The organism is Palaeococcus pacificus DY20341 (assembly GCF_000725425.1).
Lineage (GTDB): Archaea > Methanobacteriota_B > Thermococci > Thermococcales > Thermococcaceae > Palaeococcus > Palaeococcus pacificus.
This window is the reverse complement of record NZ_CP006019.1, coordinates 544,006-566,159: the sequence shown is the minus strand read 5'-3', so window position 1 is coordinate 566,159 and position 22,154 is coordinate 544,006. Positions and strand designations below refer to the sequence as shown.

26 protein-coding genes and 1 pseudogene are annotated in these 22,154 nt (G+C 45.2%); 12 read left to right on the top strand and 15 right to left on the bottom strand.

What is annotated here, in order from left to right:
- Positions 1-60: 60 nt before the first annotated feature.
- The 5 genes from PAP_RS03255 to glyA all read right to left on the bottom strand — a co-directional run bounded on the left by PAP_RS03255 (position 61) and on the right by glyA (position 3,339).
- Complete coding sequence (locus tag PAP_RS03255; protein WP_330217310.1) at positions 61-633, bottom strand: DNA replication complex subunit Gins51; 573 nt, start codon at positions 631-633, stop codon at positions 61-63.
- Positions 634-653: 20 nt separating this feature from the next.
- Positions 654-1,400, bottom strand: coding sequence for a DNA polymerase sliding clamp (locus PAP_RS03250; RefSeq protein WP_048164672.1), 747 nt, complete (start codon positions 1,398-1,400; stop codon positions 654-656).
- 2 nt (positions 1,401-1,402) lie between these two features.
- Complete coding sequence (locus PAP_RS10325; RefSeq protein WP_169738670.1) at positions 1,403-1,576, bottom strand: hypothetical protein; 174 nt, start codon at positions 1,574-1,576, stop codon at positions 1,403-1,405.
- A 37-nt stretch (positions 1,577-1,613) separates the two neighbouring features.
- Complete coding sequence (locus PAP_RS03245) at positions 1,614-1,955, bottom strand: transcription factor S (protein ID WP_048164671.1); 342 nt, start codon at positions 1,953-1,955, stop codon at positions 1,614-1,616.
- Between the two features lie 112 nt (positions 1,956-2,067).
- Positions 2,068-3,339 carry a serine hydroxymethyltransferase gene (gene glyA, locus PAP_RS03240; RefSeq protein WP_048164670.1) on the bottom strand — a complete coding sequence of 424 codons (1,272 nt, stop codon included), beginning with the start codon at positions 3,337-3,339 and terminating at the stop codon, positions 2,068-2,070.
- A 187-nt stretch (positions 3,340-3,526) separates the two neighbouring features.
- Here glyA and PAP_RS03235 point away from each other — a divergent pair, with 187 nt between their 5' ends.
- Positions 3,527-3,793, top strand: a complete 267-nt coding sequence (locus tag PAP_RS03235; protein ID WP_048164669.1) for a hypothetical protein — start codon at positions 3,527-3,529, stop codon at positions 3,791-3,793.
- On the opposite strand, the gene PAP_RS03230 is transcribed toward PAP_RS03235, so the two are convergent.
- From PAP_RS03230 to hydB, 5 genes are read right to left on the bottom strand one after another with little or no spacing between them, the layout of a single operon-like run.
- Positions 3,783-4,232 (bottom strand): hydrogenase maturation protease, encoded by a 450-nt coding sequence (locus tag PAP_RS03230; protein ID WP_048164668.1) that lies wholly within the window; start codon positions 4,230-4,232, stop codon positions 3,783-3,785. The two genes, PAP_RS03235 and PAP_RS03230, sit on opposite strands and share 11 nt — an antisense overlap.
- A gap of 51 nt (positions 4,233-4,283) precedes the next feature.
- Entirely contained in the window at positions 4,284-5,564 is a 1,281-nt protein-coding gene (gene hydA / locus PAP_RS03225) for an NADPH-dependent hydrogenase/sulfhydrogenase 1 subunit alpha (protein ID WP_084177568.1), read from the bottom strand.
- The gene (gene hydD / locus PAP_RS03220) at positions 5,564-6,355 is read right to left on the bottom strand and encodes an NADPH-dependent hydrogenase/sulfhydrogenase 1 subunit delta (protein ID WP_048164666.1); all 792 of its coding nucleotides are present in this window, start codon (positions 6,353-6,355) and stop codon (positions 5,564-5,566) included. Before hydD ends, hydA begins: the two co-directional genes overlap by 1 nt.
- Before the next feature lie 10 nt (positions 6,356-6,365).
- The gene (locus PAP_RS03215; protein ID WP_048164665.1) at positions 6,366-7,217 is read right to left on the bottom strand and encodes a hydrogenase subunit gamma; all 852 of its coding nucleotides are present in this window, start codon (positions 7,215-7,217) and stop codon (positions 6,366-6,368) included.
- The gene (hydB, locus tag PAP_RS03210; RefSeq protein ID WP_048164664.1) at positions 7,214-8,317 is read right to left on the bottom strand and encodes an NADPH-dependent hydrogenase/sulfhydrogenase 1 subunit beta; all 1,104 of its coding nucleotides are present in this window, start codon (positions 8,315-8,317) and stop codon (positions 7,214-7,216) included. The genes PAP_RS03215 and hydB overlap by 4 nt, the downstream gene beginning before the upstream one ends.
- Positions 8,318-8,708: 391 nt before the next feature.
- On the opposite strand from hydB, the gene PAP_RS03205 reads away from it, so the two are divergent.
- From PAP_RS03205 to PAP_RS03180, 6 genes are all read left to right on the top strand, one after another.
- Complete coding sequence (locus tag PAP_RS03205; RefSeq protein WP_052649050.1) at positions 8,709-9,701, top strand: formate/nitrite transporter family protein; 993 nt, start codon at positions 8,709-8,711, stop codon at positions 9,699-9,701.
- Between the two features lie 68 nt (positions 9,702-9,769).
- Positions 9,770-11,803 carry a formate dehydrogenase subunit alpha gene (gene fdhF / locus PAP_RS03200; protein ID WP_048164663.1) on the top strand — a complete coding sequence of 678 codons (2,034 nt, stop codon included), beginning with the start codon at positions 9,770-9,772 and terminating at the stop codon, positions 11,801-11,803.
- Position 11,804: 1 nt separating this feature from the next.
- Positions 11,805-12,290, top strand: a complete 486-nt coding sequence (locus PAP_RS03195; protein ID WP_048164662.1) for a 4Fe-4S dicluster domain-containing protein — start codon at positions 11,805-11,807, stop codon at positions 12,288-12,290.
- Between the two features lie 5 nt (positions 12,291-12,295).
- On the top strand, positions 12,296-12,673 hold the full coding sequence (locus PAP_RS03190; protein ID WP_048164661.1) for a 4Fe-4S dicluster domain-containing protein: 378 nt from the start codon (positions 12,296-12,298) through the stop codon (positions 12,671-12,673).
- A 5-nt stretch (positions 12,674-12,678) separates the two neighbouring features.
- Entirely contained in the window at positions 12,679-13,734 is a 1,056-nt protein-coding gene (locus PAP_RS03185) for an FAD-dependent oxidoreductase (RefSeq protein ID WP_048164660.1), read from the top strand.
- Positions 13,735-13,739: 5 nt separating this feature from the next.
- A complete protein-coding gene (locus tag PAP_RS03180; protein ID WP_048164659.1) occupies positions 13,740-14,243 on the top strand; it encodes a 4Fe-4S dicluster domain-containing protein in 504 nt (167 codons plus the stop codon).
- Here PAP_RS03180 and PAP_RS03175 read toward each other — a convergent pair.
- The 3 genes and pseudogenes from PAP_RS03175 to PAP_RS03165 all read right to left on the bottom strand — a co-directional run bounded on the left by PAP_RS03175 (position 14,240) and on the right by PAP_RS03165 (position 16,806).
- A pseudogene (locus tag PAP_RS03175) lies at positions 14,240-15,203 on the bottom strand (aminotransferase class I/II-fold pyridoxal phosphate-dependent enzyme). The gene PAP_RS03180 and the pseudogene PAP_RS03175 overlap by 4 nt on opposite strands.
- Positions 15,197-16,072, bottom strand: coding sequence for an adenosylcobinamide-phosphate synthase CbiB (cbiB, locus tag PAP_RS03170; RefSeq protein ID WP_048164658.1), 876 nt, complete (start codon positions 16,070-16,072; stop codon positions 15,197-15,199). Before cbiB ends, PAP_RS03175 begins: the two are co-directional and overlap by 7 nt.
- Complete coding sequence (locus tag PAP_RS03165; RefSeq protein WP_048164657.1) at positions 16,072-16,806, bottom strand: uracil-DNA glycosylase family protein; 735 nt, start codon at positions 16,804-16,806, stop codon at positions 16,072-16,074. The genes cbiB and PAP_RS03165 overlap by 1 nt, the downstream gene beginning before the upstream one ends.
- Before the next feature lie 42 nt (positions 16,807-16,848).
- On the opposite strand from PAP_RS03165, the gene PAP_RS03160 reads away from it, so the two are divergent.
- The 5 genes from PAP_RS03160 (at position 16,849) to PAP_RS03140 (ending at position 19,585) form a co-directional block, all read left to right on the top strand.
- Positions 16,849-17,097 (top strand): PF20097 family protein, encoded by a 249-nt coding sequence (locus PAP_RS03160; RefSeq protein WP_048164656.1) that lies wholly within the window; start codon positions 16,849-16,851, stop codon positions 17,095-17,097.
- Entirely contained in the window at positions 17,094-17,735 is a 642-nt protein-coding gene (locus tag PAP_RS03155; protein WP_048164655.1) for a PAB0415 family putative ATP pyrophosphatase, read from the top strand. Before PAP_RS03160 ends, PAP_RS03155 begins: the two co-directional genes overlap by 4 nt.
- Positions 17,732-18,205, top strand: coding sequence for an alpha-ribazole phosphatase CobZ (gene cobZ / locus PAP_RS03150; protein ID WP_048164654.1), 474 nt, complete (start codon positions 17,732-17,734; stop codon positions 18,203-18,205). Before PAP_RS03155 ends, cobZ begins: the two co-directional genes overlap by 4 nt.
- A 136-nt stretch (positions 18,206-18,341) precedes the next feature.
- Positions 18,342-19,037 (top strand): adenosylcobinamide-GDP ribazoletransferase, encoded by a 696-nt coding sequence (cobS, locus tag PAP_RS03145; protein ID WP_048164653.1) that lies wholly within the window; start codon positions 18,342-18,344, stop codon positions 19,035-19,037.
- The gene (locus tag PAP_RS03140; protein ID WP_048164652.1) at positions 19,034-19,585 is read left to right on the top strand and encodes an NTP transferase domain-containing protein; all 552 of its coding nucleotides are present in this window, start codon (positions 19,034-19,036) and stop codon (positions 19,583-19,585) included. The genes cobS and PAP_RS03140 overlap by 4 nt, the downstream gene beginning before the upstream one ends.
- Here PAP_RS03140 and PAP_RS03135 read toward each other — a convergent pair.
- Together PAP_RS03135 and PAP_RS03130 are read right to left on the bottom strand one after the other, a co-directional pair.
- Positions 19,580-21,031 carry a cobyric acid synthase gene (locus PAP_RS03135; RefSeq protein ID WP_048164651.1) on the bottom strand — a complete coding sequence of 484 codons (1,452 nt, stop codon included), beginning with the start codon at positions 21,029-21,031 and terminating at the stop codon, positions 19,580-19,582. The two genes, PAP_RS03140 and PAP_RS03135, sit on opposite strands and share 6 nt — an antisense overlap.
- A 57-nt stretch (positions 21,032-21,088) precedes the next feature.
- The gene (locus PAP_RS03130) at positions 21,089-22,075 is read right to left on the bottom strand and encodes an ABC transporter substrate-binding protein (RefSeq protein WP_048164650.1); all 987 of its coding nucleotides are present in this window, start codon (positions 22,073-22,075) and stop codon (positions 21,089-21,091) included.
- Positions 22,076-22,154 lie beyond the last annotated feature (79 nt).

The window sequence follows — 22,154 nt, the reverse complement described above, 5'->3', positions numbered from 1 at the left end:
AACGATAAACAAAGAGAAGGAAAGGAACTCACCCGTGCGGCCAATGGCACTAAAATAAAGCTATGGAGAAATCCTAATCCTCTTAGCTGCTTTTCGTTCGAGGAGGATAGCTGCTATTTGTAAAGGAAGAACTACCAAATCACCTTTTTTAAACGGCCCGTATTCATTTAAATCCGCATCGAGCACCTTTGGAATGTCTATCTCAATGAGGTAAGCTTCTCTTACAGCACGCTTAGCCTCAATCTTCTCCTCTTCAAACTTTTTCTCAACGATCTTTTCCTCCACGTGAATAGCCACTGGCTCACGATTTATGAATGAAACCAGCATATTGAACACTTTATGCTCATCACCAGGCAGAGAAGCAGGAACTCCTTTAACTGCAAGATCCACAATCTTATGAAGCCTTATCCTAATTATCTCCCCCATAAGCTCCTTGGCAATTTTGAGTTCTGCTAAAGAAAGCCTCTCTTCAATCTCGTCTCCTCGCTCTTTCGAAGAATCCGCTTTAAACTCTAAGGCTTTGACTAGGCTGTCAAATTCTTTATAAAACTCATCATCTAATGGTTCGAGCTCGTTACTTGCCAATTCCCTCTCCAAGAGTTCTCTGAGCCGTAATATATCCAACGTTATCACCTAAAAGATGTAAAAGGAAGTCAATCCTCAACTCTTGGGGCCAATAGGAATGTTAAGCGCCCTTCGTCTCTAACAGGATAGTCCATTTGGAGTGGCATCTCCGTGCCGAGTCTTAAGATGACTTCATCGCTCTTACCAATGCCTTTGACCATATCTGCTAGATAGCTTATTCCATAAGCGCTCTTAGTCTCTTCCTCCACTTCGAGGTCTAAAAGCCCCTCATCTTCAAGGGTAAGCTTGGTTTCAACTTCTTGGATTTCCCCTTCAGCCTTAAAGATGAGCTCATTCTCCTTCGCAATAATCTTGATGCTGTCACTCACGAGTGAAGCATCCTTAACGGCTTCCTTTATCACTTCACCCAAAATAACAGCCTTAGCTGTGAATGGAAGCTCTGGGAGCTCAAGCTCAAGTTCCTCAACATCAATCAGTGGAAGCTTAAACTTTCTTGTGGCTGTACCTTGAAGGATTATCTCGAGGTAGTTCTCTTCACCTTTTTTCAATATGAGCGTATCTTTCCCCTTAGCTCTCTTGAGTATCTTCTTAAAGTGGTCAATGTTCACTCCCACAGTTTCCGTACTTTCGACATCATATTTTGAGAATATGGTATTGGGCAAGTCCAAATCAATTAAAACAACCCTGCTCGGATCCATAGCGCGCATTGAAATGCCTTCATTCGTCACTTTAAAAGCTGCCTCATCAATCAAGTTGCTTGCTGTAGCTATTAAATCGGCAAAATCCTTTGCACCATCAAAAACTATCTCGAACATCTTCACACCTCCATCCTATTGAGAACGTCAATCAGTAATTTAACTCTTTCTTTACCTCTCCATAAATAAGTTTTTCCATTGTCCGTCTCAGGTACCCTCTTATATGCCTCTTCCAACTCTTTCAAAGCCTTCTCGGCCAATTTTTTTAAAACTTCATGTTGAAGCTTTTCCTCCACGCTCTATCACCCAAATGGAAAAGTAAAAACAAGGAGCTCACTCATAGCTCCTCCATGTGTGCCCACACTTGGTACACTTGTAGAATATAGTCGAAGGCTCATCACCAGCCCTCGTTTGGAGCTCCCACCAATAAGCTTCTTCATTGTCGCATTTGGGGCACTTAATTCCTTTAGCTATTGGCAGGGTTCTAACATCTTGCTCAACTACAATAACCCCCTCATCAGGGGCGTGTTTAATCTTCTGCTTGACTTGATAAGCTTTAGCTGTTTCCTCTTCTAATGGCTCCTCATGACCACAGCGCCTGCATACTAATATTTTTACTCCATCTTTGACTTTAGGAACCATTATGCTCCCGCATTTTGAGCAAAATTTGACCATGTCTCTCACCTCCATATCTAAAATCATTTTAGCCTAAGAAAAGGATGAGTGATACGCTAATAAAAGCTTAGCGGTTGGAGAAATAAAAGACGAAGAGAAAAAGAAAACTTCTTCATTCTGGAAGTCCATAGTCGAATGAGTAATAGACCTTTTGGTAGTTGCTCCTGAACTCGAAGACTTCCTTCTCGACCTTCTTGGGGTCTTCCTTGTCGATGAGGACCTTCTTTATGAATCTTGCAATGTCCTTCATTTCGTCCTCTTTCATTCCAACTCTTGTCATCTCTTGGACACCGATTCTCAAACCACTTGGTGTGTTGACCTTTTCAAGTGGGTCCCATGGGAGGAGGTTCTTGTTGAGGATTATTCCAGCCTCCTCTAAGAGTGGAGCAGCCCATCCGCCGCCAGCCTCGTGGAGATCGCTCACATCAACAATTACTTGGTGGCTCTCGGTGTAGCCTTTGTGCTCACCTATGACTTTGAATCCTTCCTCAGCCATTGCCTCAGCCAAGGCTTTGGCGTTCTTAACTATTTGTTCAGCATAGGCTTTACCAAACTCAAGCATCTCAGCAGCTGTTATGGCCTTTCCAGCCATGTGGTGGAGGTGGTGGTTGCTCAAGACACCTGGGAATATAGCCCATTGAAGCTTAGCTACATCTTCGCCGAAGTTCTTGTAGATAACGACACCACCTTGGGGACCTGGGAATGTCTTGTGGGTTGATGAGGTTATTATTTCGGCTCCTTCTCTAAGTGGGTCTTGGAACTGACCGCCAGCGATGAGGCCAAGAACGTGAGCGGCATCGTACATCACGTAGGCTCCAACTTCCTTGGCAACTGGAGCGAGCTCCTTAACTGGGTGCGGGAATGGGTAGAGTGAACCTCCAAAGACAACTAACTTTGGCTCCTTCTCCCTAATGAGCTGAGCAGCTTTGTCCACATCAATGTTGAACTCCTCGTTATCGAATGGCCATGTCTCAACTCTAAGGCCTCTCATACCGGCACTTCCAAAGCCAGCGTGGCTTATGTGGCCGCCGTGAGATGTGTGGAGTGAGATTATTAAGTCGCCGGGCTGTGTTAGTCCAAAGAATACAGCTTGGTTAGCGTTTGTACCTGAGATTGGCCTCAAATCAGAGAAATCACTCTTAAAGAGCTCACAGAACAAACCGATACCAATGAGCTCGACTTCATCGACGAACTTACATCCTTGATAATACCTTTGCTTTGGCCAGCCTTCAGCGTACTTGTGCATAAATCCAGAAGCAACAGCCCTTGTAACAGTTGGGGAAGTTATGTTTTCACTTGCAATCAGGTTTATTGTTGAACTTCTCCACTTCTCGTGCTCCTCAATGAAGCCCAAAATCTTATCCTTCTGTTCAGCATAGCTCATATTATCACCTCAACGTTTACTTGCATTGAAAGGTTTTACACTCATATAATTTAAACCTTGCTTTAAGCCCTTCCAGCACATTTTTATACAAATGTAAAGATTTTCATACTCCCAGCCAGCTTTTCTTTGGTATGAAATTCGAAACAAATTTTTTAAATTTCAAAACCCAATTAATTTTGGTGAGAACATGGAGAAGCTCAAAAAAGTTATCGAGGAGTTCAATAAATACCATGGAAGCGAAGCCGAAGCAAGAATTGTAGGAGTGAGTGAAAATGAAGTTCTGGTAGATTTCAAGGGTTCATTCTGCAAAACCTGTGGGTTATACGACTACTTTGATGACTTAAAGTGGGAAGCGATTGATTTTGGACTTAATATCGAGCCTGTAGAAGTTTTAGAGAGCGAAGAAACGTTTGAGAAAGGAAAATATGTGGTGAAGTATAAGATCAGGCAGTAGCAATCTTCTCAACAAGCTCCACAACTTCCGACACAGCTTTCTCAACTTCCTCGCTAAGCTCCATCCCCAGCTCAACTTCTTTCGCAACAACACCTATGAAGTGCAGTTCAGCATTTTTCAAACGTTCATCTAAAGCCATCAAAAGCTTCAGACCATCAATAGCCCCCATGAAGTGAGCGCTCCTAATTTCTGCTTTCAGCTTCTCAAAAACCTCCTCACCGCTGAGGTGAATGACTTCACCCGGCGTGAACTCCTCGCTCAAGATGGCGTCGATGATTATTAATCGCTCTTCTCCATTGTAGTGCCTCTGGAGCCTGAATATGTCCGTGCCGACCTCAATGACATTGTATCCTTTTTGAGCTAAGATTCTACCCACTTTAAGACCAACACCGTCATCTTTCATGAGTTCGTTTCCTAAAGCTAAAATAAGTGTTTCCATGCTCTAGACCTCCAAAGAGAAAAGGGAGTTAAGGAATATAAAAAGGTAAAGTCAGAGCTTAACCACGTGTACTGAACATGAGATACATGGGTCGTAGGCTCTAACTGTCATCTCTGTCAAATACTTCAAGCGCTCTGGATCGTCTTGGTAGTGCTTCTCAGCCATCATCCTAACGTGGCGCTCCATTATAGCCAAGTTCATTGCTGTTGGTGTGATTATGTCTGCATATGCAACCCTTCCGTCTTTGACCTCAATTGTGTATGCCACGAGTCCTCTCGGGGCCTCTGTGATGCTGACACCACGACCATCTCTTATCTCCACCTCGTCCCTCGGCCTGATTGGCCACTTTGCGAGAGTATCATCAATTATGTCTATAGCCCTCTCTATGAAGTAGACAAGTTCAAGTGCTTGGGCAAAGTTGTTGGCAAAGCAGTTGTCATAGCGAAGGAGATCCTTGTACTGTGCATAAAGTTCTTTGGCCCTACCATAGAGCAGGTCAGCATTGTTAACTATTCTTGAGATTGCACCGACCATGAAAGGCTTATCCTTGTAGAATGAGTGTTTGGCAAAGCTGTGCTCCACAACGCGCTCAACGATGTGCTTTTGATAGTCCTCAACTGGGAACTCAAAGCCATCGCTGACCTTAATGTAATCTCCAAAGATGCCGTAAACGCCGTTCCTCGGCTTAACTGCCATATGTATCATTTCCTTGTCTTCGACCTCTTTGTACTGCTCGAGCTTTGAGAAGAGCTCCACTGTATATTCCGCCATCGGGAGAGCCTCTTTAAGTTCCCTCTTAAGTTCTTCAAACTGGGCTTTTGTTGGGAGCTTTCCAAAACCTCCCATTATGGCGTTCTCCTGATGGATCGGTCTTGAGGCTAAATAGTCCATTATCTTAGCACCGATATTCTTTAGGGCCATCGCGTACTCGATTTCTTTCTTGTACTTGTCGAGCATGCTGAGTGGATTGGAGTAACCGAGGTAGTCCGGGAGGACGAGCAAGTAAAGGTGAAGTGCATGGCTTTCAATCATGTCGCCTATATACAGGAGGTCTCTCAAGTCCTGTATCTCTTCCCTTGGGGTAAATCCAACAGCCTTCTCAGCTGCTTCTACGGCGGTGAGTTTGTGAGCTGCTGAACAGAATGAGCAAATTCTTGGATAAACGGCCAAGGCTTCTTCAAGCTTCTTGCCAATTGTTATAGCCTCAAAGAACCTTGGACCTTCAATGATGTTGAGCTTGACCTCCTTAACGCCTTCGTCGCCCATGACTATCTCAATTCCGCCTTTTCCCTCTACACGTGCAATGTGATCAACAGTAATTGGTATATACATCATTCTCCCTCCTCAAAGATTTTGTTAACCATCTCTTCAAGCTTCGGGTTGTGGGCGTTGAATATTCTCATTCTCTCAAGGATTTCCTCCTTTGTTAGACCCTTCTCTTTGAATGTCTTAGCTAGTGAGTCGAACCATGCAACGTCGTAGCCTATAGCACCTCTACATCCAATGCACGCTATGTTGTAGCTTGGACATCTTGCATCACATCCAGCAACAGTTAATGGTCCAAGGCATGGTTCTCCCTTTTCGATGAGTATACATGAATTGCCCTTAAGCCTACACTCGACACATACTGGATAATCGATATCCTCAGGCCATGAACCGATTAGGAATGTTCCTAAAGCGTAGAGGAAGTCCTTCTTCTCCGGTGGGCAACCATAGAGCCTGTAGTCAACTTTAATGTACTTCTCAACGGGCTCTGCCATTCTTGGCTCGAATTTGACTTTACCATCACCATAGACAGTCTTCCAGAGCTCTTCAAGCTCCTTGTCGTTGCCCCAGCTCTGCACTCCACCGTGGACGGCACATGAACCAACAGCTATGACAATCTTCGCCTTCTCTCTAATCTTCTTTACGAGCTCGACTTCCTCCTCTGTTGAAATGCTTCCCTCAATGAACGCTATATCAACTTCCCTATCCTCATCGCTATCGCGTTCAACCATGAACCAGCACTCAATGTTAGCCTTATCGAGGAGCTGAATTATTTCATCCATCATGGCAAATTGTAGTTGACAGCCATAGCATGATGTGAGAGCGTAAAATCCAACTCTAACTTTTCCGTTCTCCATTTCTACCACCTCAGTCCAACAACCCTGGTGTTGATACTATGTCGAAGTATGTAAACACAGGTCCGTCCTTACATATGTATTTCCATGAGGTGCTTGTTCCAACGTTACAGTGCCCGCACTTTCCAATACCGCACTTCATCTTTCTCTCTAGTGTAACGAAGATGTTCTCTGGTCTGTATCCATAGTTGATGAGATACTCAAATACAGCCTTATACATTCTTGGTGGACCACAAACTGTCACTATAGTGTTCTTTGGATTTGTGTTTGCCTCAACTATGAAGTTTTGAGGTCTTCCCTTCCTTCCGGGCCACTCCTTATCACGTGTAACGCTTTGTATTATCTTTATGTTCTCAGCCTCAGCTAAGTCCTTCATAGCCTCAAGCTCCTTGTAGAAGAGCAAGTCCTTTCCATAACGGGCGGTGTTGATGAATGTGATGTTTCCAAACTTCCATCTGTTGTCCACTGCGTATAAGAATACGCTTCTTAGGGGAGCTGTTCCAAGACCAGCTGCTATTAGGAGTAAGTCCTTGCCTTCCCACTCCTCAACTGGGAAACCGTTTCCATATGGCCCCCTAACAAGGACGGTGTCTCCTGGCTTTAGTTTATGAACTACATTAGTTACTCTTCCAATTCTTCTAATACAGAGCTCAAAGAATCCCTTCCTCATTGGAGAAGAACATATACTAATTGGTACTTCTCCAACACCGGGGATTGTTAATTGGACGAATTGACCGGGCTTAAATGTCCAGCTCTCAGCTATCTCTGGGTTTTCAAATCTAAAGAGGAAGAGTTTTTCTGTTTCTGTTAAAGTGTAAACTTTCAAAACTTTGGCTTTTTCTAATGCGTAAGGGTTGTCGTTCATATGTCCTCACCTCTCACATCACTTGCGTAAGCAAATCCCCTCTTTGGAATTTCCTCACTAATCTCTGAGGGACAGCTCTTATCTTCAATCCCCATTATTCTCCTCAAGTTCTCAACAAAGCTTATACCAGCAGGGCAGAAGTATGTACACCTTCCACATCCTACACAGAAGCTCATACCGAGCTTCTCGTTGTAAGAGTTCTTACATAGGTAGCGGTTCATGAAGCGATCCTTCTTTGTGGGCCTGAAGTTGTGGTTTCCAGCAACTAAGCCGTGGCTTCTTAATTGACAGGAATCCCATCTTCTCTCCCTATATCCTGTATCGCCATCAAGGCTTGGAATGTCTTGAACCTCGTAACATCTACAAGTTGGGCATGTAGTGTTACAGTTACCACAGGCTAAACAAAGCTCGCTCTGCTCATTCCATATTGGGTGCTCCATTTCGAGCTCGAGCAGATAGCGAAGGTTGCCCCAGTCTTCATGATACTTAAATGCCTCAGCTCTCTTCTTCTCAAGGTCTCTAAAGTTGCAGACGTCCTGAGTGGTGACTTCTTCAAAGAGCTTTATGTTTTTATCCACAATTCTGTGGCCTATTGGGGTGCCAACTCTAACGAGCCATCCATCTGGGAGCTCATGTAAAAAGAGATCGAACCCATCGTCCGCAAAATCTGTCTCTCTGAGGTTACAGAAACAGTATTCATCAGGCATACAGCTAATTCCGATGATGATGCCCTTTTCCCTTCTTACTTTGTAGTACTTGTCTGGGAATTCGTCTAAATAGACAGTATCAAGTATCTTCAGCCCAAAGATATCACATGCGTGAAGTCCAAAGAGTACAAATGGCTCAACGTTTTCAATCGTTTCTTTGTACTCTGCTTTTGAAATACTGAACTCAAAGAGCTTCTCCCTTGGAAGGAAGAAGAACTTCTTTGGCGGCATTATAGTCCTGTTGTAATGGAACTCAACCTTTTTGACGTCATCGACTTCCCTGAAGTCATAAAACTTTTCTGAAATTTTGACGGGAGCGTAAAGTGTCCCGTATTCCTTCAAACGACCAAGGAATTCGTAAATATTTTCTTTTGGAAGCTTAACATATCTCACTTTTATCACCCCAGTAGATGTATATCCTCGTTCATATGCTCAATTCTATCCATCCCTGAGACTAGCTCAATTGAAAGTTAAAAAAGCCTTTCTAAATCCTTAGTTTATCAACCTAAGGTTAAGAATGCGTTAATTGCGAAAGATTTGGTGCTACGAATTTAAAATCAGATAACGCTAAATTTATCACTGGAAGTTAATATATGCATAAATGTATCATTAATGCATATAAAATTACTTCAAAGATTCAAATTCAACGTTAATGTTCTCTATTTTGCTAAACAAGCAATTATGCACCTTAGGTTGAACAAAGGGCGTTTAAAAAAGGCTTTTAAACGGAGATGTTTAAGAGAAGAATGAATACAATAATACATTTTCAATTGAGGTGGTCATCATGGAAGATAATTGTACATGTGTCCTATATAATGTGCATGAAGGCGTAGATGCTTGTTCCAATATAGGATACACTAAAACCAAAGCCACACCCTCAAAGCTCCTCTTTGCAGGCTTCATGGCCGGTGCCTACATTGCTTTCGGATTCATGCTGGCGATAGTGGCCAGTGCAAGCTTCCACTCAAAGTTTGGGACATTTCCAAATACATCGCTATTCAAGCTCCTCTTAGGTGCAGTATTCCCTGTGGGACTTATAGCCGTTCTAGTCGGTGGAGCCGACCTCTGGACAGGCAATGCCCAAATTGTGTCTATATCCAAGCTAACAAAGAAGGTTGAGATTAAGGACGTCCTTTACAATTGGGTCGGTAGCTATGCAGGCAACTTTATAGGTAGCGTATTTTTGGCGTTCTTAGCAATCTACGGCACAGGCTTATTCGCAAGTGGACTCTTCAAGGATGTTCTTGTGGGCATAGGAGCATACAAAGTTAACATAACTCCTTGGAAGGCGTTTTGGCTTGCTGTAGGCTGTAACTGGCTTGTTAACGTTGCCATATGGCTCTATGTTAGAGCAAAGGACACTGCCGGAAAAGTCCTCGTCACATGGTTCCCAATATTTGCATTCGTTGCTATTGGATTTGAGCACAGCATAGCAAATATGTGGGCTATTACGAGTGCTATATTTGCAAGCAACTACGCCATTACATGGCTCGACTTTTTCAAGAACATAATACCCGTCACCATTGGAAACGCCGTTGGGGGCTTTCTCTTTGTTGGATTTTACCACTGGTACTTAGCTGATGGTGAGAATGCATTCAAAGAGATCACTGACTTCCTGACACTCCTAGCAATTTTCGCCGTGCTCATGGTCTTTATACCTGCAGGAATAGCTTACGTGCTAAATGGCTTTGGAAAAGTAGCTCTCTGGGCAGTACCCCTAGCTATAAGCATTTACGGAATTGGCGTGACATATACAGTGAGGAAGAGAGTGGTTTAACATAAACTTGTTTAAATTTTTCCAAAACTTTTTAAATTTTAACATAAAAATGCAAATGGGTGGTGAAGATGGAAAAGCTCACAATTGGTCTGTGCCCCTACTGTGGGATGGGGTGTAGGTTTTACATAAAGACCCTCAACGGAGAGCCCGTAGAGGTAGAGATTTACGAGGGTGGCGTTAATGAGGGGAAGCTGTGCCCTAAAGGCCTAACCGCTTTAGACTTCCTCAGACATAACGATAGACTTACAAAGCCGCTAAAGCGCACCGAAAACGGCTTCGAGGAAATAAGCTGGGAACAGGCCATAAAAGAGATTGCTGAGAAGATTTTAGAAATCAGAGATAAATACGGCCCAGATGCTTTAGGCTTCTTCTCTAGTGCAAGATGTTCAAATGAAGAGAACTACCTCCTCCAAAAGATAGCACGTATCCTCGGCACAAACAACGTTGACCACTGTGCACGGCTTTGTCACGCTTCAACCGTAGCAGGCTTAGCTCAAACTGTTGGGGCAGCAGCTCAAAGCGGTTCCTATGATGACATACCAAAGGCAAAAGTTCTCCTTATTTGGGGCTACAATCCAGCAGAGACCCATCCTGTTTTGATGCGCTACATTTTGAGAGCAAAAGACAACGGTGCTAAAATAATTGTAGTTGACCCGAGGAAGACGAAAACAGCATGGTTCGCTGATATGCATCTCCCACTAAGGCTTGGAACCGATATAGCTTTAGCGAACGCCATGATGCACGTCATAATAAAGGAGCGCCTCTACGACAAGAAGTTCGTGTTCTCGAGAACTAAAGGCTTTGAGAAGCTCATTAAGGTTGTTGAGGAATATACACCAGAGTATGCCGAGAAAATCACTGGAATTCCCGCACACTTAATTAGAGAAGCCGCCGTGACGTTTGCAACCGCAGGAAGAGGAATAATAATGTGGGCCATGGGGCTTACACAGCACATAACGGGAACTGGCAATGTTAAAGCTTTAGCTGACTTGGGACTAATATGTGGCTATGTGGGCAAAGAAGGAACCGGCTTATTCCCAATGCGCGGCCAAAACAACGTGCAGGGAGCTTGTGATATGGGCGCTTTGCCAAATGTCTTGCCCGGCTACCAAAAGGTCACCGACGATGAGAAGAGAAAGCGCGTGGCAGAGATTTGGGGCGTCGAAGAGCTCCCAAGCGAGCCAGGTTTAACAATTCCTGAAATAATAAACAAAGCTCATGAAGGTGAGATTAAGGCACTCTATATAATGGGTGAAAACCCTGTAGTGAGCGACCCCAACACAAAGCACGTGATTGAAGCTTTGAAAGAGCTCGAGCTTCTCGTCGTGCAGGATATCTTTCTAACGGAGACTGCTAAATACGCCCACTATATTCTACCTGCAGCCGCTTATGCCGAGAAAGAGGGCTCCTTTACAGCGAGCGAAAGAAGAGTCCAGTGGAACTTCAAAGCTATCGAGCCACCAGAGGAAGCTAAACCCGATTGGGAAATACTAACAATGCTCGGCAAAGCTCTTGGCCTAAAGTTTGACTACGAGAGTGTCGAGGACGTTACAAGAGAAATAGCATTAGTGGCACCCCAGTACAGGGGAATTACCCCCGAGAGGCTCAAGCGCGATGTTGAGGGAATTCAATGGCCATGCCCAAGCGAAGACCACCCCGGAACAAAGCGCTTGCATGTGGAGAGCTTTGCCACACCAGATGGAAAGGCAAACATAATTCCTGTGGAATTCAAGCCACCGGCAGAGCTCCCCGATGAGGAATATCCTTTCATGCTGACGACTTTTAGAGTTGTGGGACAGTACCACACGGTCACAATGAGTGGAAGGAGTAAAGCACTCACCAAAAGATGGGGCGAAGCTTACGCGGAAATTAATCCAAAAGATGCCCAAAAGCTTGGAATTGAGAGCGGGGATAAGATTAGGATTGTGACGAGGCGCGGTTCTTATGAGTGCAAAGCTAAGATTACGAAGCGCATTGGCGAAGGTGTAATTGGAGTACCGTGGCACTGGGGAGCCAACGTTCTGACAAACGACGTTCTTGATCCCGAAGCTAAGATACCCGAACTTAAGGTGAGTGCATGTAGAGTGGAGAAGGTGATGTGAGATGAAGCTCTTCATAAACTTGGGAAGGTGCATAGCCTGTAAGGCGTGTGAGGTAGCCTGTGAAAAAGAACATGGAATTTCCTTCATAAGTGTTTATGAGTTTGAAGATATGGCCGTTCCGCTGAACTGCCGCCACTGTGAGAAAGCCCCATGTATAGAGGTGTGCCCAACAAAGGCCATAAAAAGAGACGGAGATGGCGCGGTAATAATCAACGAAGAGAAGTGTATTGGCTGCTACATGTGCTCAGCCGTTTGTCCTTACGCCATTCCAATAGTTGACCCGATCAAGGAGCTTGCCGTCAAGTGCAATCTCTGTGCTGACAGAAGAAAGGAGGGGAATCTCCCGCTGTGTGCAAGCGTTTGTCCAACAGATGCACTCGTATTTGGTGAAATAAATGAGATCATGGAAGAAAAGAGAAAGCGCAAAGCAGAGCGTATAGTTGAAGCTCAGAGAAAGGCCATAGAAAAAATAGCACTCTTCGGGTGAGGGGCATGCTAAAAGAAAGCCTCTGCATTGGCTGCGGCATCTGCGCAAAGGCGTGCCCCTTCAACGCCATTTCAATTTTTGAAGAGGAGGTTAGAAAGATAGTCTTTGAGCCCGCGAAGTGCGGCGAATGCGAATACGAGTGCAACGATGCCTGTCCTACCCATGCAATAGATGGAAAGCCCGATGATGCCACATTACTCTTTGAGTATGCACACTGCGCAAGATGTGGGAAGAAGCTTAAGCATGTGCTTAAAGAAGCTGAATATTTATCGAAAAAGCTCGAAAGTATGGGAGAGGACTCACAGATAGCTTATTTATGTGATGAGTGTAAAAGAAAGAAGATTTTTGATGTAGCGACAAAATATGAGGGTTATTTGGGGTGATGGCTATGAGTGGAATGAGATTTGCATTTCTATGTAGGGAAAAACCAAAACCTACTGGGAAAAAAGTCGCCATAATTGGTGGTGGTCCAGCTGGACTCAGTGCGGCTGGCTATTTAGTGTGTCACGGTCATGAGGTTCACGTTTATGACAAGCTTCCAGAGCCAGGTGGCTTAATGCTCTTTGGAATCCCTGAATTTAGGATTCCCATCTATCGTGTTAGAAACGGATACAGGGAGCTTGAAAACGTCTTCGAAGTTAAATTTTACCCAAACACGAAAGTTGCCTTTGGAAACGAAAAAGAGGAAGGAGACGACTTTGTTGAAAACGTCGTGAATTTCAATGAGCTCGTTGAAAGCTATGATGCCGTTCTAATTTCAACAGGCACTTGGAAGTCAACAATTCCAAAAATAGAAGGAGCCGAGTTAGAGGGAGTTTATCCCGCTTTGGGCTATCTCTTCAGGATAAAAAGCGCAAAGCTCGGCCACTTGAGCTGGGACAATGTAACGCCTGTGGAAGGAAAGAGAGTAATGGTCATCGGAGCAGGCCACACAGCTGTTGATGCCGCCATGGAAAGTGTGCTTCTCGGTGCGGAGAAGGTTTATTTGAGCTATAGGAGGACGATAAGAGAGGCCCCAGCTGGTCCCTATGAGATTAACCTCCTCCAAAGGAGGGGGGTTAAGTGGCTCGAGCTGACTATGCCAGTTCGCATTATTGGTGAGAACGGCAAGGTTAGGGCTATTGAACTGCAAAAGTGTAAGCTAAGTGAGCCAGACGAGAGCGGAAGGAGAAGGCCCATACCCATAGAGGGCTCAAACTTCCAAATAGATGTAGACTACGTTATATTCGCCGTTGGACAAAAGCCCACACCCCCATTTAGCGAGCAAGCGGGAATAGCTGTGGACAAGTGGGGGAACATACTAGTTGATGCAAGGCATATGACGAGCAGAGAGGGGGTCTTTGCGGCTGGAGATGTTGTTATGGGACCATCAAAAGTTGGTAGGGCAGTTTTAGATGGTCTCTTAGCGGCTGAAAGCATACACCTTTGGCTTGAGGGGAGGTGATTGGAATGAAGAGGGTCCTTCACGTTGACTACAGCTTGTGCATAGGATGTGAGACATGCCAAGGGATTTGTGAGTTCCTTCACCACGGGAAGCCCAACATAAAGATTTACTATACCATGAGCGGCCTTCCAATTCCAATAAACTGCCGCCACTGTGAGAAAGCCCCATGTATGGATGTTTGTCCTTCAGGAGCGATATATAAAGACCACGATGGAGCTGTAATAATAGACCCGGACAAGTGCATTGGCTGTTATATGTGCTTGGCGGTGTGCCCCTTTGGAGTCCCAAGCTTCGATGTGAAAGTAAAAGCGGTTACAAAGTGTAATATGTGTGCCAATAGGAGGGAGCTTGGCCTAGCACCAGCGTGCAGCGAAATGTGCCCAGCCGAAGCAATATTCTTTGGAAAGCCTGAGGAGGTCGAGGAAAACATAAGGAAGAGGACCGCGGAAAAAATAGCGAGGGAGAGAATTTCACTGGAAGCTTTTGAGAGCGTCGGAAAGATGCTTTAGAGAAAGTGCTCAAAAGCTTCAATCAGCTTTTCGTTTTCTTCCTTCTTTCTTACGCTGAAGCGCACATATTCTGGGAGCCCAAATGATGAGCAGTCCCTCACTAGGATTCCCTTTTTCTTCAGACTTTCGGCGAAGGTTTTAGCATCCCCAACGTTCTTGATGAAGTAGTTGGCGTCGCTCTTGACGTCCAAAGCTTTCTCCATCCGCTCCTTTTCCTTCCAAATCAAAGGCATAGTCTCTTTCAAAAAGCGGGACTCGTCTTTTATGATGAATTCGAGGAAGGCGTAGCCGAGAGACCCAATGCTCCAAGGCATTCTAACGCTCTTAAAAGCTTCCTCAAAGCCGATGACGTAGCCAACCCTGATTCCCGGGAGGCCATAGCTCTTCGTGAATGTTCTCAGCTTTAGGATGTTCCCTCCTTCCGGGCTTTTGGCATTTTTGACGAAGTCTATGAATGCTTCATCAAGAAGGAGGAGAGCTTCTTTATCCTCAACGGCATCGATAAGCGGTTTAAGCTCTCTTGGGGAATAATAACGGCCGTCAGGATTGTTTGGGTTGCAGAAAAAAAACTATACTCCCCTTCTCCACGAGCTCAGCAAGTTTCTTCGGCTCATTTGGACATTTGATAACTTCGGCATTAAAAATTCTAGAGATTCGCTCGTACTCCTCATAAGTGTGCCTTGGAATTATCACCCTGCGCTTTTCCCTCATGGCGAGGATGCCAAGCAAATACAACGCCTCAGTGATTCCAGCCGTTATCGTTATGCTTTCGCCAATCAGGTTTGAAAGCTCTTCCTCAAGCTTTTCCCAATAGAGGTAGCGGCTTGAGAGTTCCTTAGCCCTTTTAAACATCTCATCAAGCCATGGAGGAGTATAGGGATTCAGTGAAGCCGAGAAATCCAAGAGGCCTTCCTCACGAGAGCCCCCGTGGTGGGCTTTGAATTTCACCGGTTTTAGCATAGGAGCACCTCCAAAGCGAGTATTATCATGCATGCCAAAATCCACTCACCAATGAGGATCCAATAAACCCTAAGAGCCCTTTTTATGTCATCAAGCGTTGGTTCTACTCCATCAAACCTATAAAGTCCCTCCTTCTCGAGCCAAACGCCGAGGACGGCACTCATAGCGGCTATCGGTTTATCGGAATTGAGCTTAAACTTTGCCCTTTTGTAGTATTCCAGCACTCTTTTTGGATTAAATGGAAGGAAGAGGAAAACCGTTATCCTAGCCGGAATGAAGTTGAGCAGGTCGTCCAGCCTGGCTGCAAACTTGCCGAAGTAAAAATAGCGCTCATTTTTGTAGCCAATCATTGCATCAAGAGTGTTTATTGCCCTATAGACAAGGGCACCGCTTAGGCCAAAGAGTAAGTAATAAAAAAGAGGAGCAACTATGCTGTCCGTTATGTTTTCTGCCAAGCTTTCAATTGCCGCTGAATTTAAGTGAGCCCTATCGACCCTTTTTACGTCTCTACTCACAATCCAGCTGACATATTTTCTCTGCTCCTCAATATCCTCGCGGATTGTATTCCCTACGTGCTCCGCTAGGCTCTTAATTGCGAAGGAGCTTTTGAGGAGGTAAACTCCCAGAACAAAGCTAAACCATTTTGGTAAAAATTCTGGGAGCTTTGAGAGTGCAAAGGCAAATGCGATCACAAACAGGGAAGCAAAAGCTCCCCCAATGAAATCTAAAGTCGGGCTTCTCCTTTTGTAATGCTTATCAAAAAAGCCAATCAATTTTCCAAACCATACCGTGGGATGAACTAGGGCGGGAGGTTCTCCCAAGATTAAATCCCAGAGAATAGCGAGAAAGAAAGTAGTGATGGCACTCATTATCCAATGACCTCCATTATCTTGCTGTACTCCTCCAGCATCTCCCCACTTGGCTCCCTCACTCCACGCCGCACATACCATGCTGGGTGTTTGAGATACATTGAGTCAAAGCCGAGCTTTTTCAAGGCTTTCTCCGCCGTTCTGCCGATGGCGAAAAGGGCTTTGGGCTTCAGAATTTCAAGCTCCTTCTTAAGGAGTGAAAGCTCCCTTTCATCGAAACCCTTAAGCTTGTTCCCCGGCGGATTGCACTTAACAACGTTGGTGATGTATAAAAAATCGGGGTTTATTCCGAGAGAGAATAGAGCCCTTCTAAGCAGCATTCCGGAGGCATCCCTGTAAAAGCAGATGCCCATTAACCCACATCCCTTCCTTCCCGGTGCCTCGCCGACGAGAACGACTTTTGACCCAACCCAGCCATTTGCAAAGGGGAGACCCTCAAAAGCCTTAACTTCAAGCTGATATTTGTAATACTCCTCATGGCAAAAGCGAAGAGGGTTCTGGAGGAGCTCTCTATAAAGCTCATCCAGTTTAAGAGCTTTTTCTCTGTCTTCTTTGTTTTTAACTAAAAATCTCTCCTTTGGGTTGTAAATAGTTCTTGCGTAAATTCCATACGTCTTTTCATCCAGAGAGAGCAAATCTTTCCAGGTTCTCAGAGACAGAGGCATAATTTTGAAATTTCTTGGGTTTATGTAAATTTCGCCGACCCTCTTTAAGCTCTCAAACATCAGCAGCATAAAGGATAAAACGTCCAACGTGTTTATAATTTTGGTGGTGTTATGGAGGCGAAAAAGTGTCCTTTCTGCGGAGGAACTATGATAAAAGGGAAGAGCCCGCAAGAAGGGTATGCGGTGTATTTCTGGAAAGCTCCCTGGAAGCATGGTTTAAAAGCGGCATTCACTGGCACGGTTAAGGCTTATCCCTGGCTCTGTCTCAGCTGTGGAGCGATAATCCCATATGTTGATGAGGCCGAGCTTCAAAAGATAAGAGAGGAGTATGAGCAGGCAAAGTTGGAGGGAAGCTTTTGAGAGGTATAGCTTTCTTTTCAGGCGGCAAAGATGGGCTTTATGCCGCGTATCTAGCTGAAAAGCAGGGGATCAAAATACCCTCTCTCTTAGCCCTAAAAACCACCATAGGAGTTTCACCCCACTACGAAAACTTAAGCGAACTCAAAAAGCTCGTCGATGCGATGGGAAAAGAGCTTCTCATCTTTGACATGGGGAAAGGAAGCGAGGCTTTAGCGGAATTCATAAGCTCTCTCGATGTTGATTACATCATAGCCGGGGATGTCCTCCTCGAAGACCACTTTAAGTGGATAAAATGGCTTGCCGAAAGAGCAGAGGTTGAGGCTTTAGAACCTCTCTGGGGAAGGAACACGCTTGAGCTGGCTAAAGAGATGCTCAATGCTGGCTTTGAGTACGCAATAATCTCTGTAAATAAGGAAAAGCTTTCAAAAGAGTGGCTCGGCTACACATTCTCTTCTCTCGGAGATTTGGAACTCTTCTTAGAAGCGAACCCGGAGATAGACCCCATCGGAGAATTTGGGGAGTTCCACACTGTAACGCTCAGCGCCCCTCTCTTTAAGGCAAGCTTTAATCTGGAGCCATTGAAAATTGAAGAGAGCGAGAGATATTGGTGGTTGAAGCTCAGGCTGGTGAGAAGATGATTGAGGAACTCGAAGCTAAAGGCATAACCCTTGAGAGAATGCTCGATACCGCTTTGGAACTTTACATTGGAAATGATGCGGAAAAAGTTAGAGGACAGCTTAGAGAGATTATACTCCACTATCTAAACGACATCAACGTCCAAGCCCTTCTAAAAGCCGCTCTACTCTTAGAGGAGAACTTTAAAGTTGAAGGAGATCCCGTAAACCTCGTGGCGGATGAGCTCATAGGAATTGACATAGCCGAGTACATTGGTGGGAAGATGGCGCTCTTCAACTTCTTCTACTATGACACCAAAAAGCCGGGGATTTTGAGAGAGCTGCCGCCGTTTTTGGACGATGCCGTTGGGGGGTTTATAGCTGGATGCATGACAAGGCTATTTGAGCCTCTTCTGCCATCGGAGGAAGAGGAACAGGAATACGAAGAAAATGGTGATATAATAGCTGACAACAAAGGGAAGCACACCGACTAAGCCGAGAGTATACAAAACAGTCAGGATTAAAACAAGCACAAGCAACATCCTATAGTGTTCCTTTTTCATAGTTGGCAGTTTGGAGGTAGTCTTTTTAAGCGTTTTTAACGTTGGATTAATTAGCCGAGGTGAAAATATGAAAAACCTCATTCCATTCATGACAAGGATTCCACTCAAAGGGGATTTTGAAAAGGCACGACATGAAATGTGGGCCTTTCCCCTGCTGGCACCCATAACATCAGCCTTACCCGCCTTAATCCTGTATTTTGACGTCCCTCTAAAAAATGTGCTCGCCCTTCTGCTCCTGTATTTTACCATTGGCTTGCTCCACCTTGATGGTCTAGCTGATTTTGCCGATGGGGTAATGACCAAAGGCGACCGCGAAAGGAAGATTAAGGCAATGAAAGACTTAAACACCGGCATAGCGGGAGTTTTTGCCGTTGTAATGATTCTCTTCCTCCAGATTTATTCTCTTCAGCTCCTCCCGTTCTACGCCATCTTTTTAGCAGAGCTCAATTCCAAGTATGCAATGCTCCTCACTTTAGCCACGAAAAAGCCCCTTGGAGAAGGCCTTGGCTCTTACTTCATGAAAGCCATGAATAAAAAGCAGCTCCTCGCCGGGAGTGTGCTCTATTTGACTCTCCTCCTTCCCGCTGTAGTTTACAGTCCAAAAAGCATCTTCTCGGTTTTGGGGCTTTTAATTGGAGCTTACACCATAAAGCTCAGCCTGGATAATTTTGGAGGGATTAACGGCGACTGCATTGGAGCAACAGCTGAGATAACAAGAGCTGGAACGCTTTTGACTTTGGCTTTCATTTGGTGGTATCTATGATAATCATTCTCGCAGGTGGGAAATCAACACGCATGGGTAAAGAGAAGCCGGTATTGAAAATAGCAGGTAGAGAGATGCTCCTCTGGGTATATGAACAGGCCTCAAAGGTCGGTGAAACCCTTATTGCACTCTCGAAGAACACGCCAAAGACTAAAGAGCTGTGCCTCAGGGAGGGTATACATTTCATAGAAACACCCGGCAACGGATATGTGCACGACGTCCAGTGGCTTTTGCGCGAGTTGGGCACCTTCGTGAGCGTTGCAAGCGATATACCCTTCGTTAGAGCCTCTGACCTTGCTTTAATGATGAAAGAGCTCGAGAGGAGAAAGCTAAGCCTCACAGGGGTTTTACCGCTCTCAAGGGTTCCTAAAGGCCTGAAACCTGCTGTTTATCGCGGCTATGCTATAGTAGGCCTAAACGCCGTTGCCGAGGAGGGAGAAGAGTTCTTTGAGCTAACCAATCCACTCTTAGCTTTAAATGTGAATACTCCTGAAGAGCTCGAACTTGCAAATAGGATTGCCAAGTTGTTGAGGTCTAAGTTTTTATAGTCCAAGCTTGCCCAAAATGTAATCCACGTCGATGCTCTTCTCCACTATTTTAGCAAACCTCTCGATTTCTTCTTCAAGGCTCCATCTGCCTACACTTATGGGTTCAAGACCTTTCTCAGCCCTGAGCATGTTCAAAAACCTTTCCGTAAAGTCGAAGTTATGGAAGATGCCGTGCAGATAAGTCCCAAAAGCTCTCTCGCCGATGGCTCCATCATACTCAAAAGTTGGCCTCCCGTTGATTTCGTGGATTACCGAAAAATGCCTTTCCGAGGTAGAGCGTCCCATCCTAATCTCATAGCCCTCAACGACCATGCCTCCAAGAGGTTTCCACAGAATTTGTGCTTTTAGGTGGTTAGTTCTTTTGGTTCTGGCAAAGAAGGTTTTAGTCTCTAAGAGCCCAACCCCATTGATTTTGCCTCTCTTAGACTCGACCTCGTCGATTATCTTTTTCCCGAGCATCTGGAAGCCGCCACAGACACCTATAACAAAAGCTCCATCTTTGTGTGCCTCAAGTATAGCGTCTTCAATTCCATTTTCTCTCATCCAGAGCAAGTCTTCAACAGTATTTTTGCTCCCTGGAACGATTATAACATCGCCCTTAATTTCTTCAGCGTTGCTCACGTAATCAATCCCGTTCGCCCAGTGGAGGGGCTCAAAGTCTGTAAAGTTGCTTATGTGTGGGAGCTTGACAATTTGAATGTGTAGCTCACCCTTAACCTTCGGGAACTCTGTTAGAGAATCTTCTTCTGGAATTTTATGCTCCGTATAAGGAATTACCCCTAAAACTTTCTTCCCGTACCTTTGCTCCAAATAGTCTAAGCCGGGCTTAAGGAGAGAGGCATCACCGCGGAACTTGTTGAAAATGAAACCCATTACGAGTTTTCGCTCCTCCTCGCTTAAGAGCTCCATAGTCCCTACTATTGAGGCAAAACTTCCTCCCCTGTCTATGTCCGTGACTAAAATGACCTTAGCCTTGGCGTGCTTGGCAACACGCATGTTAGCAATGTCGTAATCTTTGAGGTTGATCTCTACCGGAGAGCCAGCACCTTCGATTACAACGATGTCGTGCTTCTCCAGCAGCTCATCCAAGACTTTCATGGCTTTTGAAAAGAGCTCCTCCTTCTTGGAGAGCATATATTCCTTAGCGGAAACACTTCCTATAGGCTTTCCCATAAACACAACTTGGCTCCTCATGCCCCCCTCCGGCTTGAGAAGGATAGGGTTGAACTTCACGGAGGGCTTCTTTTTACATGCCAAAGCCTGTAGATACTGTGCTCGGCTAATTTCTCCACCCTCTATGCTTGGAGCGGAATTTAGACTCATGTTTTGGCTCTTAAAAGTCACAACATCATATCCGAGGTTTGAGAAGATTCTGCATAATGCGAGGGCTAATAAAGACTTTCCAGCCCCTGAAGACGTTCCCTGAATCATTAAGGCTTTTCCCATCCTCATTCCCCCATGAAAATAAAAGATAAAGCTCAAAGGTTCAAAAAGGGAAATTGCTCAGCCGGTGGCCTCGCACGCCACAGGCTGGAAGCTGTATCCAAAGGCCTCGGGGTGGATAAACAGGGTAAGCTCCTCGAGACCTTCAACTATCCTCGGCCCGGGCCTTGAGATGGCGTTGTCGTCGCTCACCACGTATATCCTTCCCTCTTTAACCGCGCTCGTCTTTGCCAGCTCGCTCTTGCATATTTCCTCGGGAGTAACGCCCGCGTGAGCGGAGAGAATTATCACATCGGGATCCCTCGCGAGCACACTCTCGAGGTTAACCTGAGCCCAGCCATTCAAATCATTAAAGATGTTCTCACCGCCTGCAATCTCTATCAGGTCACCCTGAAAGGTGCCACTTCCCGGTGTGTAAATTGGGTTCCACCAGCTTATGAAGAAGACCTTCGGCTTTTCCTTGCCCTCAACCTTGAACTTAACGTCCTCAACTTCGGCCTTCATATAGTTAACAACTCCTTCAGCTTCCTTTTCCTTGTTGAGGACCTTTCCAAGAAGCATTATCTGAGAGTATATCTCATCGATATTCTTGGGGTCGACGATTATGACGGGGGCTATTTTTTCAAGCTGCTCGAGGTACTTAAGGTGCATGGATGTTCCTATGATGAGGTCAGGCTGGAGTGAGGCTATGACCTCAATGTTGGGATCGCTGAAGCCGCCTATAATTGTCCTCCCATCCTGAACATTTGGAGGATAGTCATCAAACTGCGTAACGCCGATGACCCTATCGAGGGCACCAAGGAAGTAGAGCGTCTCAGTTATGCTTGGTGCGAGCGATACTATTTTCTGGGGTTCCTTCTCAATTTTAACCTCTCTATCAGCGAAGTCTTTTATCATAAGCGGATAGTATTCGGGCGCTTTGGTAATGGTCTCGGTAGCTGTGGTCGTCATCGTTTGAGTTATGGTTTCTGGAGTTGGTTGACTTATACAGCCGCTGACGAGGACACCTATCATCAACACCACAAACAGGTAGGTTACCTTTCTCATATTACCACCTTGGATTATTTATCCACCAATGGTAAAGGGCGAAGGGTATATAAGTCTATTGGATAAAATTGCCAACGGT

Excerpts from the sequence above, each read along its gene's own strand:
- PAP_RS03250 (WP_048164672.1), bottom strand. The coding sequence starts at position 1,400 with ATGTTCGAGATAGTTTTTGATGGTGCAAAGGATTTTGCCGATTTAATA.
- PAP_RS03245 (WP_048164671.1), bottom strand. The coding sequence starts at position 1,955 with ATGGTCAAATTTTGCTCAAAATGCGGGAGCATAATGGTTCCTAAAGTC.
- glyA (WP_048164670.1), bottom strand. The coding sequence starts at position 3,339 with ATGAGCTATGCTGAACAGAAGGATAAGATTTTGGGCTTCATTGAGGAG.
- PAP_RS03235 (WP_048164669.1), top strand. The coding sequence starts at position 3,527 with ATGGAGAAGCTCAAAAAAGTTATCGAGGAGTTCAATAAATACCATGGA.
- PAP_RS03230 (WP_048164668.1), bottom strand. The coding sequence starts at position 4,232 with ATGGAAACACTTATTTTAGCTTTAGGAAACGAACTCATGAAAGATGAC.
- hydA (WP_084177568.1), bottom strand. The coding sequence starts at position 5,564 with ATGTATATACCAATTACTGTTGATCACATTGCACGTGTAGAGGGAAAA.
- hydD (WP_048164666.1), bottom strand. The coding sequence starts at position 6,355 with ATGGAGAACGGAAAAGTTAGAGTTGGATTTTACGCTCTCACATCATGC.
- PAP_RS03215 (WP_048164665.1), bottom strand. The coding sequence starts at position 7,217 with ATGAACGACAACCCTTACGCATTAGAAAAAGCCAAAGTTTTGAAAGTT.
- PAP_RS03205 (WP_052649050.1), top strand. The coding sequence starts at position 8,709 with ATGGAAGATAATTGTACATGTGTCCTATATAATGTGCATGAAGGCGTA.
- fdhF (WP_048164663.1), top strand. The coding sequence starts at position 9,770 with ATGGAAAAGCTCACAATTGGTCTGTGCCCCTACTGTGGGATGGGGTGT.
- PAP_RS03195 (WP_048164662.1), top strand. The coding sequence starts at position 11,805 with ATGAAGCTCTTCATAAACTTGGGAAGGTGCATAGCCTGTAAGGCGTGT.
- PAP_RS03190 (WP_048164661.1), top strand. The coding sequence starts at position 12,296 with ATGCTAAAAGAAAGCCTCTGCATTGGCTGCGGCATCTGCGCAAAGGCG.
- PAP_RS03185 (WP_048164660.1), top strand. The coding sequence starts at position 12,679 with ATGAGTGGAATGAGATTTGCATTTCTATGTAGGGAAAAACCAAAACCT.
- PAP_RS03180 (WP_048164659.1), top strand. The coding sequence starts at position 13,740 with ATGAAGAGGGTCCTTCACGTTGACTACAGCTTGTGCATAGGATGTGAG.
- cbiB (WP_048164658.1), bottom strand. The coding sequence starts at position 16,072 with ATGAGTGCCATCACTACTTTCTTTCTCGCTATTCTCTGGGATTTAATC.
- PAP_RS03165 (WP_048164657.1), bottom strand. The coding sequence starts at position 16,806 with ATGCTGCTGATGTTTGAGAGCTTAAAGAGGGTCGGCGAAATTTACATA.
- PAP_RS03160 (WP_048164656.1), top strand. The coding sequence starts at position 16,849 with ATGGAGGCGAAAAAGTGTCCTTTCTGCGGAGGAACTATGATAAAAGGG.
- cobZ (WP_048164654.1), top strand. The coding sequence starts at position 17,732 with ATGATTGAGGAACTCGAAGCTAAAGGCATAACCCTTGAGAGAATGCTC.
- cobS (WP_048164653.1), top strand. The coding sequence starts at position 18,342 with ATGAAAAACCTCATTCCATTCATGACAAGGATTCCACTCAAAGGGGAT.
- PAP_RS03140 (WP_048164652.1), top strand. The coding sequence starts at position 19,034 with ATGATAATCATTCTCGCAGGTGGGAAATCAACACGCATGGGTAAAGAG.
- PAP_RS03135 (WP_048164651.1), bottom strand. The coding sequence starts at position 21,031 with ATGGGAAAAGCCTTAATGATTCAGGGAACGTCTTCAGGGGCTGGAAAG.
- PAP_RS03130 (WP_048164650.1), bottom strand. The coding sequence starts at position 22,075 with ATGAGAAAGGTAACCTACCTGTTTGTGGTGTTGATGATAGGTGTCCTC.